Genomic DNA, 14,365 nt, shown 5'->3' with positions numbered 1-14,365 from the left:
CAGTCCGGGTAGCCGGGAACCGGCCCTACTGAACCCTCGACCGATGTTAGACGTGGTGAATCCCGTGGGTGATCGCGGGTCCTCGACCGGCCCAAGCACTAGGCTGGCCGCGACGGGCCGCGATTGCCCCTGCGCATGGCCGCGAGCAGGAATATCGTCCCTTCGGGATCGATTGAGATAAGTAGCCGCGCGCACGGGTAACCGGAACGAGGAAGACCAGCCGCAACCATCATGACCGGGAGTTGGAGTTCAGTGTCCGAAACCGCCACTACCAGCGAGAACAACCCACTCCTCCGGCGCAACACGCCCGCCGACTGGACCGACACCGACACCCGCGCCGTGGACACCGTCCGGGTGCTGGCCGCCGACGCGGTGGAGCACTGTGGCAGTGGCCACCCCGGCACCGCGATGAGCCTGGCGCCGCTGGCCTACACGCTGTTCCAGCGCGCCATGCGCCACGACCCGAACGACCAGCACTGGCCGGCCCGTGACCGGTTCGTCCTGTCGGCCGGTCACTCGAGCCTCACCCTCTACATCCAGCTGTTCCTCGCCGGCTACGGCCTCGAGCTCGAGGACCTCAAGCAGCTGCGCAAGTGGGGCTCGAAGACCCCGGGTCACCCCGAGTACCGCCACACCGACGGCGTCGAGACCACCACCGGCCCGCTGGGCCAGGGCCTCGCGAACGCCGTGGGCATGGCGATGGCGGCCCGCCGCGAGCGCGGCCTGCTCGACCCGGACGCCGCGCCCGGCGAGAGCATCTTCGACCACTACGTCTACGTGATCGCCTCCGACGGCGACATCGAAGAGGGCGTCACCTCCGAGGCCTCGTCCATCGCGGGCCGCCAGGAGCTGGGCAACCTGATCGTCTTCTACGACGACAACAAGATCTCGATCGAGGACGACACCAACATCGCGCTGTCCGAGGACACCGTCGCGCGCTACGAGGCCTACGGGTGGCACACCCAGGTGGTCGGGGGCGGCGAGGACGTCGTCGCGATCGAGGAGGCCATCAAGGCCGCCAAGGCCGAGACGCAGCGGCCGTCGTTCATCGCGCTGCGGACCGTGATCGGCTACCCGGCGCCGAAGAAGATGGGCACCGGCAAGGCGCACGGCGCCGCGCTGGGCGGCGAAGAGGTCGCCGCGGTCAAGGAGATCCTCGGCTTCGACCCGGAGCAGTCGTTCCAGGTCGAGGACGACGTGCTCAAGCACACCCGCCAGGCGGCCGAGCGCGGCCGGGCCGCGCACGCCGAGTGGGCCGAGAAGTTCGAGGCGTGGGCCCAGGCCAACCCCGAGCGCAAGAAGCTCGCGGACCGGCTCTCCACCCGCACGCTGCCCGAGGGCTTCGCCGACAACCTGCCGAAGTGGGAGCCGGACGCCAAGGGCATCGCCACCCGCAAGGCCTCCGGTGAGGTGCTCAACGCCCTCGCCGAGCCGCTGCCGGAGCTGTGGGGCGGCTCGGCCGACCTGGCCGAGAGCAACAACACGACGATGAAGGGCGCCGACTCGTTCGGTCCCGAGAAGGCCGCCACGGACATGTGGCAGGCCAACCCGTACGGCCGGACGCTGCACTTCGGCGTCCGCGAGCACGCCATGGGCTCGATCCTCAACGGGATCGCGCTGCACGGCGGCACCCGCCCGTACGGCGCGACGTTCCTCATCTTCTCCGACTACATGCGCCCGCCGGTCCGGCTGGCCGCGCTGATGAAGGCGCCGGTCACCTACGTGTGGACGCACGACTCGATCGGCCTCGGCGAGGACGGCCCGACGCACCAGCCGATCGAGCAGCTCTCCGCGCTGCGCGCGATCCCGGGCCTCAACGTCGTCCGCCCGGCGGACGCCAACGAGACCGCGTACGCCTGGAAAGCCGTCCTGGAGGACACCGAGCACCCGTCCGGCCTGGCGCTGACCCGCCAGAACGTGCCGGTGCTCGAGGGCACCAGCGCCGAGGGCGTCAAGAAGGGCGGGTACATCCTCGCCGACTCCGACGGGACGCCGGACGTCGTGCTGATCGCCACCGGTTCCGAGGTCCAGCTCGCCGTCGAGGCCAAGAAGACCCTGGACGCCGACGGCGTCAAGGCGCGTGTCGTGTCCATGCCGTGTGTCGAGTGGTTCGACGCGCAGGACGCGGCCTACCGCGAATCCGTCATCCCGGCCGGTGTGAAGGCCCGCGTGTCCGTCGAGGCGGGCATCGCCCAGTCGTGGCACCGCTTCACCGGTGACGCCGGGGTGAACGTTTCGATCGAGCACTTCGGTGCGTCGGCCGACGCTGCCACGCTGTTCCGTGAGTTCGGGTTCACGGCGGAGGCAGTCGTCGAGGCCGCCCGTCGCTCGATCGCCAACACCAAGAATTCCTGAAGGGGATGACAGTAATGAGCAACGACAAGCTCGCGGCACTGTCCGAGGCCGGCGTATCGATCTGGCTGGACGACCTCTCGCGTGAACGCCTGAACACCGGCAACCTGGCCGACCTGATCCGCGACAAGCACGTCGTCGGCGTGACGACCAACCCGACGATTTTCGCCAACGCGATGTCGAAGGGTGACGCCTACGACGAGCGCACCCGCGAACTCGCCGCCCAGGGCGCCGACGTCGAGGCCACCATCCGCGACCTGACGACGACCGACGTGCGCAACGCCGCGGACCTGTTCCGGGACGTCTACACCGCCACGAACGGCGTCGACGGCCGCGTCTCCATCGAGGTCGACCCGCGCCTGGCCAAGGACACCGACAGGACGGTGGCCGAGGCGAAGGACCTGTGGAAGACCGTCGACCGGCCGAACGTGCTGATCAAGATCCCGGCCACCGAAGAGGGCCTGCCGGCGATCACGAAGACCCTGGCCGAGGGCATCAGCGTCAACGTCACGCTGATCTTCTCCGTCGAGCGCTACGAGAACGTCATCAAGGCGTTCTTCGCCGGCCTGGAGCAGGCGAAGGCCAACGGCCACGACCTGCGCGGCATCCACTCGGTGGCGTCGTTCTTCGTGTCCCGTGTGGACACCGAGATCGACAAGCGCCTGGAGGCCATCGGCACCGACGAGGCGCTGGCCCTGCGCGGCAAGGCCGCCGTCGCCAACGCGCGGCTCGCCTACGCCGCCTTCGAGGAGCTGTTCGCGTCGGACCGCTGGAAGGCCCTCGCGGCCGACGGCGCCAACGCGCAGCGCCCGCTGTGGGCGTCGACCGGCGTGAAGAACCCGGACTACTCCCCCACGCTCTACGTCGACGACCTGGTCGTGAAGGACACGGTCAACACGATGCCGGAGAAGACCCTCGACGCGGTCGCGGAGAGCTCCGAGCTCAAGGGTGACCAGGTCACCGGCCGCGGCGCCGAGGCGCAGGAAGTCTTCGACAAGCTCTCCGCGGTGGGCATCGACATCACCGACGTGTTCCTCGTCCTGGAGAACGAGGGCGTCGAGAAGTTCGAGAAGTCGTGGACCGAGCTTCTGGACACCGTGAACGGGCAGCTCGAGCAGGCGAAGGGCTGAAGCACGACATGACGACAGGCGAAAAGACCGGCGTCGAGATCGTGGACGCCGCACTGGCGGAGCGTGCCGCGCCGCTGGCCGAACAGCTGGTCGCCGACCAGGCTGCTTCGAAGCTGGCGGCGCAGGACGCGACGCTCTGGGGGCCGGACGCCGAATCCGAGGCGTCGATCCGGCTGTCGTGGACGACGCTGCACAAGTCGTCGCGGCCGCTGATCGGCGAGATCGAGGCACTGCGCACCGAACTGCGGTCCGAGGGCGTCGACCGCGTCGTGCTGGCCGGCATGGGCGGCTCGTCGCTCGCGCCCGAGGTGATCACCGCGACCGACGGCGTCGCCTTGACGGTGCTCGACACCACCGACCCGGGCCAGGTCGCCGACGCGCTGGCCGGTGACCTCGAGCGCACGGTGATCGTGGTGTCGTCGAAGTCGGGCGGCACCGTCGAGACCGACAGCCACCGGCGGATCTTCGCGAAAGCGTTCGCCGACGCGGGGATCGACGCGGCCCGGCGGATCGTGGTCGTCACCGACCCGGGCTCGCCGTTCCAGGAACTGTCCGAAAAGGAGGGATACCGCAAGGTCTTCCTCGCCGACCCGCACGTCGGCGGCCGCTACTCGGCGCTGACCGCGTTCGGGCTCGTCCCGGCCGGGCTGGCCGGGGCGGACGTCGCCCGGCTGCTCGACCAGGCCGCTTCGGTGGCCGAAGAGCTCGCGGCGGACTCGGCGGACAACCCGGCGGTCAAGCTGGCCGCCGCCTGGGCCGCCGCGCACGAAGCCGGCGCGGAGAAGGTCGTCCTCGCGGACACCGGCTCCGGCATCAAGGGCTTCCCGGACTGGGCCGAGCAGCTGATCGCGGAGTCCACCGGCAAGCAGGGCACCGGCCTGCTGCCGGTCGCGGTCGAGGGTCCGGAGGCGGCCGGTTTCGTGGACGCCGGGGACGACGCCACGGCCACCGCGGTCGGCAGCCCGCAGGGCGCGGCGAAGATCGCCGTCACCGGCTCGCTCGGCGCGCAGTTCCTGCTCTGGGAGTTCGCCACCGCGCTGGCCGGTCGGCTGATCGGGATCAACCCGTTCGACCAGCCGGACGTCGAGGCGGCGAAGAAGGCGGCCCGCGCCCTGCTGGACGACCCGGAGAAGCTGAAGGGCGGCGAGACGGCGTCCAATGTGGACGGCCCGGTCGAGATCTTCGGCTCTGCCGGGGTTTCCACGGACGGCAGCCTGACCGACGTGCTGCGCGCGTTCTTCGCTTCGGCGCCGGACGCGGGCTACATCGCGGTGCAGGCCTACCTCGACCGGCTCGACGACGCCTCGACGGCGGTGCTGCGCGGCGAGATCGCCAAGCGCACCGGGAAGCAGACGACGTTCGGCTGGGGCCCGCGGTTCCTGCACTCCACCGGCCAGTACCACAAGGGCGGGCACCAGAACGGCGTCTTCCTGCAGCTGACCGGCGCCGTCGAGCAGGACCTCGACGTGCCGGACCGGCCGTACACGCTGGGGCAGCTGCAGCACGCGCAAGCCCTCGGCGACGGGCAGGTGCTCGCCGAGCACGGCCGCCCGGTGCTGCGCCTGCACCTGACCGACCGGGCCGCGGGCCTCGCGGCCGTCGTCCGCGCGGTCCAGGAGGTGGGCGCATGACGTGGGTCAACCCGCTGCGCGACCCGCGGGACAAGCGGCTCCCGCGGATCGCCGGGCCGTCCAGCCTGGTGATCTTCGGCGTCACCGGCGACCTGGCCCGCAAGAAGCTGATGCCCGCCATCTACGACCTGGCCAACCGCGGGCTGCTGCCCGCGGGCTTCTCGCTCGTCGGGTTCGCCCGGCGCGACTGGGAGCACCAGGACTTCGGCGAGCTCGTGCACGACTCGGTGAAGGAGCACGCGCGGACGCCGTTCAAGGAGTCGGTGTGGAACCGGCTCGCCGAAGGCATCCGGTTCGTGCAGGGCACCTTCGACGACGACGACGCGTTCGACCGGCTCGCGAAGACCGTCCGCGACCTCGACGAGGAGCGCGGCACCGGCGGCAACACCGCGTTCTACCTGTCGATCCCGCCCGGCGCGTTCCCGGTGGTGACCAAGCAGCTGGCCCGCTCCGGGCTGGCGAACGCCGACGAGAAGACCTGGCGGCGCGTGGTCATCGAGAAGCCCTTCGGGCACGACCTCAAGAGCGCCGAAGAGCTCAACGCGATCGTCAACGACGTCTTCCCCGAGGAGTCGGTGTTCCGCATCGACCACTACCTCGGCAAGGAGACGGTGCAGAACATCCTGGCGCTGCGCTTCGCCAACCAGCTGTTCGAGCCGATCTGGAACGCCAACTTCGTCGACCACGTGCAGATCACCATGGCCGAGGACATCGGCCTCGGCGGCCGCGCGGGGTACTACGACGGCATCGGCGCCGCCCGGGACGTCATCCAGAACCACCTGCTGCAGTTGCTCGCCTTCACCGCGATGGAGGAGCCGCTGTCGTTCGAGCCGCGAGCCCTGCGCGCGGAGAAGATCAAGGTGCTGTCCGGCGTCACGCCGGTCGGCCCGCTGAGCGAGACGACGGCCCGCGGGCAGTACGCCGGCGGCTGGCAGGGCGGCACGAAGGTGCCCGGCCTGCTGCAGGAAGAGGGCTTCGCGAAGGACTCGAAGACCGAGACCTACGCCGCGGTGACCCTCGAGGTGCAGAACCGCCGCTGGGCGGGCGTGCCGTTCTACCTGCGCACCGGCAAGCGGCTCGGCCGCCGCGTCACCGAGATCGCCGTCGTGTTCAAGCGGGCGCCGCACCTGCCGTTCGACTCGACGTCGACCGAGGAGCTGGGGCAGAACGCCCTGGTCATCCGGGTCCAGCCGGACGAGGGCATCACGCTGCGGTTCGGCTCGAAGGTGCCGGGGACCACAATGGAGGTCCGCGACGTCACGATGGACTTCGGGTACGGGCACGCGTTCACCGAGTCCTCCCCCGAGGCCTACGAGCGGCTGATCCTGGACGTCCTGCTGGGCGAGCCGTCGCTGTTCCCGGTCAACGAAGAGGTCGAGCTCTCCTGGAAGATCCTCGACCCGATCCTCGACCACTGGGCGAAGGAAGGCGCGCCGGAGCAGTACGCGCCGGGCACGTGGGGCCCGCCGTCCGCCGACGAAATGCTGGAGCGCACCGGCCGGAAATGGAGGCGCCCGTGATCATCGACCTGCCGTCGACCACGACTTCGGCACTCAACAAGAAGCTGGTCGAGATCCGCGAACAGGGCGGTCAGGTCGCGCTCGGGCGCGTCCTGACGCTGGTGATCGTGGCCGACGACGACGCCAAGCTCGAAGAGGCCATCGAGGCGGCCAACGGCGCCAGCCGCGAGCACCCGTCGCGGGTGATCGTGGTGGCCAAGGGCGCCCGCACGGCGGCCCCGCGCATCGACGGCCAGATCCGGGTCGGCGGCGACGCCGGCGCGAGCGAGGTCATCGTGCTGCGCCTGTACGGCCCGCTGGCCGCGCAGGGGCAGAGCGCGGTGGTGCCGCTGCTGCTGCCGGACGCGCCGATCGTCTGCTGGTGGCCGAGCGCGGGCCCGAAGGACCCGGACAAGGACCCGCTCGGCGAGCTGGCCCAGCGCCGGATCACCGACTCGGCCGCGGAGAAGACCCCGGTCAAGGCGCTGACCACGCGCGCGAAGGCGTACACGGCAGGCGACACCGACCTGGCCTGGACGCGCCTGACGCACTGGCGCGCCCAGCTGGTCTCGGCGCTGGACCTGCCGCCGTACGAGAAGATCACCGCCGCGACGGTGACCGGCGAGGCCGACTCACCGTCGACCGAGCTGCTGGCCGCCTGGCTGGCCGAGTACCTGAAGGTGCCGGTCAAGCGGGTCAAGAGCTCCGGGGCGGCCGGGATCATCTCGGTGACGCTCGACCGCAAGTCCGGCCCGGTGGAGCTGCACCGCCCGGACGGCCGCGTCGGCACGCTGACCCAGCCCGGTCAGCCGACCCGCCGGATCGCCCTGCAGCGGCGCAGCACGCAGGACTGCCTGATCGAGGAGCTCCGCCGGTTGGACCCGGACGAGGTCTACGAAGCGGCCCTGCACGGCCTGGGCAAGATCACGTCGGGCACGAACGGCAAGACGGGCGCGCCGCCCAAGGCGGACGTCACGTCGCCGGCCGCCGCGGCGGTTTCGTCGAAGGCGCGCAAATGAGCAAGACGGAAGTCGTCGTCTACGCGAACCAGGACATCCTGGCGGCCGCGGCGGCCGCCAGGCTGGTCACGCGGCTGGTGGACGTCCAGGCGGCCAAGGGCTCGGCGTCACTGGTCCTGACGGGCGGCGGCACGGGCATCGCGGTGCTGTCGGAGCTGCGGGCGTCCTCGGCCCGCGACGCGATCGACTGGTCCCGCCTGGACATCTACTGGGGCGACGAGCGGTTCGTCCCGGCGGATTCGGACGAGCGGAACGAGAAGCAGGCCCGCGAGGCGCTGCTGGACCACGTCCCGCTGGACCCGAAGCGCGTCCACGCGATGGCGCCCTCCGACGGCGAGTTCGGGGACGACGTCGACGCGGCGGCCGCGGCTTACGCTTCGGAGCTGGCGTCGCAGGCGGGCCCGGAGGACCACGGCGACGTACCGTCGTTCGACATCATGCTGCTGGGCCTCGGCGGCGAGGGCCACACGGCATCGGTGTTCCCGGAGTCCCCGGCGGTGTACGAGACGGAGCGATCGGTGGTGGCGGTGCGCAACTGCCCGAAGCCACCACCGACGCGGGTGTCGCTGACACTGCCGGCCATTCGCCGGGCCCGGGACGTGTGGCTGATGACGGCCGGCTCGGCAAAGGCGGACGCGGTGGCGCTGGCCTTGGCGGGAGCCGGGGAAGTCCAGCTGCCGGTGGCCGGGGCGCGCGGACATCGCCGGACGCTGTGGCTGCTGGACCGAGCTGCGGCGGGGAAGCTGACGAAGGTGTACCAGCCGCCGACGGCTTGAGTGTGTTCGGTGGAGGCCCCCTGCTTCGGCAGGGGGCCTTCATTCGTTTCCGGACCTACCGCCGGGCGACCGCACGTGGGTAACATGATTCCCACGATGTGGTCACCTGGACACACACTGGGGCACGACAATTCCACCGTCGGTAGCATTCCTCGCCGATCCTACTCCGAACGGCGCAGCCGGTTGCGGAATCCGGACGCCGAAGCGCCGCGCACGGGTGAAACTAACCGTCTCCGTACGTCACCTCGTTAGCATCCGCACATTTGTCTGGCTCCGCGCGTCCCGATCGGGCCTCGAGCGCCTCTCACCATCAAGTCCACAAGACGAATGGGGTCGCCAGCGATGAGTACAGAGGGACTCTCGATTCCAGGCATCTCGATCGCCGGCTCGGGGCCGTCGGCCGCCGAGCGGGTCCGCAAGCGCGGGTTGAGCCTGTTCGGCTCATTGCCGCGGCCCGCTGTGGTCACGTTCGCCATCGAGGCGGCCGCCGTCATCCTGGCCGTGCTCGACGTCTGGCTGGTCATTCCCGAGAAGGCCCAGCCGTACTCCATCTGGCTCTCCGGCGCGGCCTGTCTCGCGGTGGTGTTCCGCCGGAAGTTCCCGTTCCTCGCCGTGCTCGTCGCGGTCCCCGGCTTCCTGGCCGGCTGGGCCCAGCTCGCGTCGATGATCACGCTCGGCATGCTCGCCACCCGCCGTCAGCTGCACTGGCAGGTCTGGGTCGGCGCCGCGCTGGTGTGGACGTGCCGGTTCGTGCAGTGGCCGCTGGAGGACTTCGCCGAGCTCAGCTGGCGCGAGCACATCCTCGACGGCATCTACGGCGTCCTCGTCGCCGGCATGCCGATCGCGATCGGCCTGCTCATCGGCGCGCGCACCGAGGTTTCGAACAAGCTCGCCGAGCTGGCCACGAGCCGCGACCGCGAGCGCCGCTTCCACGCCGACGCCGTCCGCGCCGAGGAACGCGCCCGGCTGGCCCGCGAGATGCACGACGTCGTCTCGCACCAGATCACCCTGATCGCCATGCAGGCCGGCGCGCTGCAGGCCCAGACCACCGACGACCGGGCGCAGGAGACCGCGCAGGTCATCCGCATGTTGTCCAAGCGGACCCTGGAGGAGCTGCGGTCCCTGGTCAGCGTGCTGCGGGCCGGCTCGGACGACGACGGCCCGCGGCCGGGCATCAACGAGCTCGACCGGCTGATCAGGACCTCGGACGTCCCGGTGCACTTGACGGTGGAGCACCTGCCGGAGGCCCTGCCCAACCAGGTCTCGGCGGCGGCCTACCGGACGGTGCAGGAGTGCCTGACGAACGTCCACAAACACGCCCCGGGCGCGACGGCGACGATCCGCATCCAGGGTGAGCACGGTGCGCTCAAGATCGAGGTGCGCAACGAGCGGGCGAGCCGTCCGACGGAGGGGTTGCCGTCGGGCGGCCACGGCCTGACCGGCCTGGCCGAGCGGGCCCGGCTGCTGGGCGGAAGCTTCGAGACGTCGGGCACGGAGGACGGCGGCTTCCGGGTGCGGGCGCGGTATCCGCTGGACCGCTGACCTCCGGCCCCCGGTATCCAGCTTACCGGCGGGCACCGACAGTTCCGGTCCGTCCGTGCTCCAAGGGTCGACACGCGTGATTGAGCGGTCGACACGCGTGATTGAAGGGTCGACACGGCTCGGGCGTCGTGTCGGCTGCCTGATCACGCGTGTCGGCTGTTCCGTCACGGGGTGAGCGCACGAAAAGCCACCCCGAGGGGGCTCGGGGTGGCGTTCGGCTGGTCCTCTTAGAGGATTTCCCGGCGCTTGCGCAGGCGGTCGAGCGCCTCCGCCAGGATGGCCTCGCCGTCGGCGTCGCTGCGCCGCTCCTTCACGTACGCGAGGTGGGTCTTGTACGGCTCGGTCCGTGGGGCGGCCGGCGGGTTCTTCTCGTCCTGCCCGCCCGGGAGCCCGCAGCGGGGGCAGTCCCACTCGTCGGGGATTTCCGCGTCGAGCGCGAACGAGGGCCGAGCCTCGTGCCCGTTGGCACACCAGTAGGAGATGCGGCGGCGCGGCGCCGACTCTCCCCGTTCCGATTCGCCCGTAGGACCGGCACCCACCCGGGTGCCCCGAATCGCGTTACCGCCAACCATGAATCCTCACACCTAGGAATCGGCGGCGCGCCCCCCAATAGGCACGCCGAATCGCTGCGCCCCGCCGTCTCGACCCGGTCGCGGCCGACGACGGAACGCCGGACGCCTCACACCTTGAGCAGCAGACCCAGGCCCACGATGCTGATCAGCCAGACCGCGCCCAGCAGCAGGGTGATCCGGTCGAGGTTCTTCTCGGCCACGCTCGACCCGGCCAGGCTCGACTGCATCCCGCCGCCGAACAGCGACGACAGGCCACCGCCCCGGCCGCGGTGCAGCAGCACGGCGACCACCAGCAGGACGCTGGAGACGATCAACAGGATTTGCAGGAACAGCTTCATGTCATCCTCTGGGCTCTAGGAGAATGCAGGGGTACGGCATGGTCGTTTCCGACCACCACCGTACCCCTGGACTCGTCCACTGCTGTGTGACGGACCGAATACACAGGCTACCCGGTCGTGGCCTCGATCAGGGCAGCGGCCCGCCCGCGGCGAGTGCGCAGAGTTTCGTGAACTCCTCACCGTCGAGGCTCGCTCCGCCGACCAGGGCACCGTCGATGTTCTCGCAGCCCACCAGTTCACTGATGTTGCCCGATTTGACCGATCCCCCGTAGAGCACCCGGACGGACGAAGCGACCTCGTCGCCGTACTTCTCCTGGAGGGTGGCGCGGATGGCCTTGCAGACCTCTTCGGCGTCCGCGGACGACGCGACCTTGCCGGTGCCGATCGCCCAGACCGGCTCGTACGCGATCACCACGCCGGAGACCTGCTCGGCCTTGAGGCCCTTCAGGCCCTCGATCAGCTGCGTCGTGGTGTGGTGGATGTGCTCGCCGGCCTCGCGGACCTCGAGCTTCTCCCCGATGCAGAGGATCGGCGTGATGCCGTGCTTGAGCGCGGCCTTGACCTTCTTGTTGACCAGTTCGTCGGACTCGGCGTGGTATTCGCGCCGCTCCGAGTGCCCGACCGTGACGAACTTGCAGCCCAGCTTGGCCAGCATCGGCCCCGAGATGTCGCCGGTGTACGCGCCCGAATCCTGCGGCGCGACGTCCTGCGCGCCGTAGGTGAGCGACAGCTTGTCGCCGTCGACCAGGGTCTGCACGCTGCGGATGTCGGTGAACGGCGGCAGCACCGCCACGTCGACCTTCGCGTAGTACTTCTCCGGCAGCGCGAAGGCGATCTTCTGCACCAGCGCGATGGCCTCGAGGTGGTTCTGGTTCATCTTCCAGTTGCCGGCGATGAACGGCTTGCGTGCCACTAGTTCTTCTCCTCCAGGGCCGTCACGCCCGGCAGTTCCTTGCCCTCGAGGTACTCCAGCGAGGCACCGCCGCCGGTGGAGATGTGCGAGAAGCCGTCTTCGGGCAGGCCCAGCTGCCGCACCGCGGCGGCCGAGTCGCCGCCGCCGACCACGGTGAACGCGTCGCTCTTCACGAGCGCCTCCGCGACGGCACGCGTGCCGCCCGAGAACGCCTCGAACTCGAACACGCCCATCGGGCCGTTCCAGAACACCGTCTTGGCGTCGGCCAGCTTGCTCGCGAACAGCTCGCGGCTGCGCGGGCCGATGTCGAGGCCCTGGCGGTCGGCCGGGATCGCGGTGGCGTCGACGGCCTCGTGCTCGGCGTCGGCCGAGAACTCCGTGGCGGCCAGCACGTCCACCGGCAGCACCAGTTCGACGCCGCGCTTCTCGGCCTCGGCGAGGAAGCCCTTCACCTGGTCGAGCTGGTCGGCCTGCAGCAGCGACTGGCCGACCTCGTGGCCCTGGGCCTTGAGGAAGGTGTACGCCATGCCGCCGCCGATGAGCAGCCGGTCGACCTTGGTCAGCAGGTTCGCGATGACGCCGAGCTTGTCGGACACCTTCGCGCCACCGAGGACGACCACGTACGGCCGCTGGACGTCGTCGGTCAGCTTCTTCAGCACGTCGAGCTCGGCCAGCACCAGGCCGCCCGCGTACGCCGGCAGCACCGACGCGACCTCGTAGACCGAGGCTTGCTTGCGGTGGACGACGCCGAAGCCGTCGGAGACGAACGCGCCGCCCGGGACGAGCGCGCCCAGCTCGGCGGCCAGCTCGGAGCGGTCCGCGGCGTCCTTGCTGGTCTCGCGCGCGTCGAAGCGCACGTTCTCCAGCAGGACGACGCCGCCGTCGGCCAGGCCGGCCGTCAGCGCCTTCGCGGACTCGCCGACCAGGTCACCGGCCAGCGCGACCTCGGCGCCGAGCAGCTCCGAAAGCCGCTTCGCGACCGGCGCGAGCGTGTACTTCGGGTCCGGCTCGCCCTTCGGGCGGCCGAGGTGCGCGGTGACGACGACCTTCGCGCCCGCGTCGGCGAGCTTCTTGATCGTCGGCAGCGCCGCGCGGACCCGGCCGTCGTCGGTGATGCGATCCCCGTCGAGCGGGACGTTCAGGTCGGAACGCACGAGTACGTACCGGCCCTGAACGCCCTCGCCCAGCAGGTCGTCGAGGTTCTTGACGCTCATGGGGTTCAGGACAGCTTCGAACCGACGAGCTTGACCAGGTCGGCGAGGCGGTTGGAGTAGCCCCACTCGTTGTCGTACCAGCCGACGACCTTGACCTGGTTGCCGATGACCTTGGTCAGCGGCGCGTCGTAGATGCAGGACGCCGGGTCGGTGACGATGTCGGCCGAGACGATCGGGTCGTCGGAGTAGCGCAGGATGCCGGCCAGCGGACCCTCGGCGGCGGCCTTGTAGGCGGCGTTGATCTCCTCGACCGTGGCGGCCTTGGACAGCGTGACGGTGAGGTCGGTGGCCGAGCCGGTCGGGACCGGGACGCGCAGCGCGTAGCCGTCCAGCTTGCCCTGCAGCTCCGGCAGCACGAGGCCGATGGCCTTGGCGGCACCGGTCGAGGTCGGGACGACGCTCAGGGCGGCGGCGCGGGCGCGGCGCAGGTCCTTGTGCGGGGCGTCCTGCAGGTTCTGGTCCTGGGTGTAGGCGTGGACCGTGGTCATCAGGCCCTGCTCGATGCCGAAGGCGTCGTTGAGGACCTTGGCCAGCGGGCCGAGGCAGTTGGTGGTGCAGGACGCGTTCGAGATGATGACCTGCGAGCCGTCGTACTTGTCGTCGTTGACGCCGAGGACGATGGTCAGGTCCTCGCCCTTGGCGGGCGCGGAGATGATGACCTTCTTGGCACCGCCGGCGATGTGCGCCTTGGCGGCGTCGGCGTTGGTGAAGAAGCCGGTGGACTCGAGGACCACGTCGACGTTCAGCTCGCCCCACGGCAGGTTGGCCGGGTCGCGCTCGGCGAGGGCCTTGATGGTCTTGCCGTCGACGACGATGCCCTCGTCGCTGACGCTGACCTCACCCGGGAACCGGCCCAGGATGGAGTCGTACTTCAGCAGGTGGGCCATGGTGGCGACGTCGCCGAGGTCGTTGAAGGCGACGACCTCGATGTCCTGGCCGCTGGCCTGCACGGCGCGGAAGAAGTTGCGGCCGATGCGGCCGAAGCCGTTGACACCTACGCGAACGGTCACTGCTGCCACTCCTCTGAGGATCGGCCGGGAACACCGGCCGTGACTTGCGGGCTCGCGGCCACCCTAGCGTGCGGGCATGCGCGTCCCTGACTGCCCTGACGAGACTTCCACCACTTGGCGAACGGGTCAAGAATCGATTAAGAAGCCGGTGCGCTACGCGGGGTGTTCCGGGGGTGGACCACGGCGGACCGGTGCGGGCCGCGACTCCGGGCGCCGGGACCGGTTCCGGCTGATCGCGCGAGGTGCGCGCCGCTCCCTGGCCCGAGCGGCCGGAACCGGCAAATCGCCACTTGAACGATTCACCCGGAAGCCGTCTCCCGCGGGGTGTGGCAGCTGTCCGCGGAGCGGCACGTGAGGTCGATGACTCGA

At 70.3% G+C, this 14,365-nt stretch carries 12 protein-coding genes; 7 read left to right on the top strand and 5 right to left on the bottom strand.

Going from position 1 to position 14,365, the window contains the following annotated elements:
• The first annotated feature begins 252 nt into the window (after window positions 1–252).
• The 7 genes from tkt (at window position 253) to BLW76_RS17595 (ending at window position 9,949) form a co-directional block, all read left to right on the top strand.
• A complete protein-coding gene (gene tkt / locus BLW76_RS17625) occupies window positions 253–2,355 on the top strand; it encodes a transketolase (RefSeq protein WP_091308544.1) in 2,103 nt (700 codons plus the stop codon).
• Between the two features lie 14 nt (window positions 2,356–2,369).
• Window positions 2,370–3,482, top strand: a complete 1,113-nt coding sequence (gene tal, locus BLW76_RS17620; protein ID WP_091308541.1) for a transaldolase — start codon at window positions 2,370–2,372, stop codon at window positions 3,480–3,482.
• Between the two features lie 8 nt (window positions 3,483–3,490).
• Window positions 3,491–5,113 carry a glucose-6-phosphate isomerase gene (locus tag BLW76_RS17615; protein ID WP_091308539.1) on the top strand — a complete coding sequence of 541 codons (1,623 nt, stop codon included), beginning with the start codon at window positions 3,491–3,493 and terminating at the stop codon, window positions 5,111–5,113.
• On the top strand, window positions 5,110–6,633 hold the full coding sequence (zwf, locus tag BLW76_RS17610) for a glucose-6-phosphate dehydrogenase (protein WP_091308537.1): 1,524 nt from the start codon (window positions 5,110–5,112) through the stop codon (window positions 6,631–6,633). The genes BLW76_RS17615 and zwf overlap by 4 nt, the downstream gene beginning before the upstream one ends.
• Window positions 6,630–7,631, top strand: a complete 1,002-nt coding sequence (opcA, locus tag BLW76_RS17605) for a glucose-6-phosphate dehydrogenase assembly protein OpcA (RefSeq protein WP_091319524.1) — start codon at window positions 6,630–6,632, stop codon at window positions 7,629–7,631. Before zwf ends, opcA begins: the two co-directional genes overlap by 4 nt.
• Window positions 7,628–8,407 (top strand): 6-phosphogluconolactonase, encoded by a 780-nt coding sequence (gene pgl, locus BLW76_RS17600; RefSeq protein ID WP_091308535.1) that lies wholly within the window; start codon window positions 7,628–7,630, stop codon window positions 8,405–8,407. The genes opcA and pgl overlap by 4 nt, the downstream gene beginning before the upstream one ends.
• Before the next feature lie 342 nt (window positions 8,408–8,749).
• Entirely contained in the window at window positions 8,750–9,949 is a 1,200-nt protein-coding gene (locus BLW76_RS17595; protein WP_208613318.1) for a sensor histidine kinase, read from the top strand.
• Between the two features lie 227 nt (window positions 9,950–10,176).
• On the opposite strand, the gene BLW76_RS17590 is transcribed toward BLW76_RS17595, so the two are convergent.
• The 5 genes from BLW76_RS17590 to gap form a co-directional block, all read right to left on the bottom strand.
• Window positions 10,177–10,521 carry an RNA polymerase-binding protein RbpA gene (locus BLW76_RS17590; protein WP_043788280.1) on the bottom strand — a complete coding sequence of 115 codons (345 nt, stop codon included), beginning with the start codon at window positions 10,519–10,521 and terminating at the stop codon, window positions 10,177–10,179.
• Between the two features lie 107 nt (window positions 10,522–10,628).
• A complete protein-coding gene (gene secG / locus BLW76_RS17585) occupies window positions 10,629–10,859 on the bottom strand; it encodes a preprotein translocase subunit SecG (protein WP_003071471.1) in 231 nt (76 codons plus the stop codon).
• A gap of 127 nt (window positions 10,860–10,986) precedes the next feature.
• Entirely contained in the window at window positions 10,987–11,772 is a 786-nt protein-coding gene (tpiA, locus tag BLW76_RS17580) for a triose-phosphate isomerase (protein WP_091308532.1), read from the bottom strand.
• Complete coding sequence (locus tag BLW76_RS17575; protein WP_091308529.1) at window positions 11,772–12,986, bottom strand: phosphoglycerate kinase; 1,215 nt, start codon at window positions 12,984–12,986, stop codon at window positions 11,772–11,774. The genes tpiA and BLW76_RS17575 overlap by 1 nt, the downstream gene beginning before the upstream one ends.
• Before the next feature lie 5 nt (window positions 12,987–12,991).
• A complete protein-coding gene (gene gap, locus BLW76_RS17570; protein ID WP_091308527.1) occupies window positions 12,992–13,996 on the bottom strand; it encodes a type I glyceraldehyde-3-phosphate dehydrogenase in 1,005 nt (334 codons plus the stop codon).
• Between the last annotated feature and the right edge of the window lie 369 nt (window positions 13,997–14,365).

It is taken from the genome of Amycolatopsis tolypomycina, from assembly GCF_900105945.1.
Classification (GTDB): Bacteria; Actinomycetota; Actinomycetes; order Mycobacteriales; family Pseudonocardiaceae; genus Amycolatopsis; species Amycolatopsis tolypomycina.
Note: the sequence above shows the minus strand (reverse complement) of the source record. Positions and strands in the feature narration are given on the sequence as shown.

What these genes read in the sequence shown, in the direction of transcription:
- tal (WP_091308541.1), top strand. Translation starts at nt 2,370, where the DNA reads ATGAGCAACGACAAGCTCGCGGCACTGTCCGAGGCCGGCGTATCGATC.
- BLW76_RS17590 (WP_043788280.1), bottom strand. Translation starts at nt 10,521, where the DNA reads ATGGTTGGCGGTAACGCGATTCGGGGCACCCGGGTGGGTGCCGGTCCT.
- BLW76_RS17615 (WP_091308539.1), top strand. Translation starts at nt 3,491, where the DNA reads ATGACGACAGGCGAAAAGACCGGCGTCGAGATCGTGGACGCCGCACTG.
- BLW76_RS17575 (WP_091308529.1), bottom strand. Translation starts at nt 12,986, where the DNA reads ATGAGCGTCAAGAACCTCGACGACCTGCTGGGCGAGGGCGTTCAGGGC.
- secG (WP_003071471.1), bottom strand. Translation starts at nt 10,859, where the DNA reads ATGAAGCTGTTCCTGCAAATCCTGTTGATCGTCTCCAGCGTCCTGCTG.
- pgl (WP_091308535.1), top strand. Translation starts at nt 7,628, where the DNA reads ATGAGCAAGACGGAAGTCGTCGTCTACGCGAACCAGGACATCCTGGCG.
- BLW76_RS17595 (WP_208613318.1), top strand. Translation starts at nt 8,750, where the DNA reads ATGAGTACAGAGGGACTCTCGATTCCAGGCATCTCGATCGCCGGCTCG.
- zwf (WP_091308537.1), top strand. Translation starts at nt 5,110, where the DNA reads ATGACGTGGGTCAACCCGCTGCGCGACCCGCGGGACAAGCGGCTCCCG.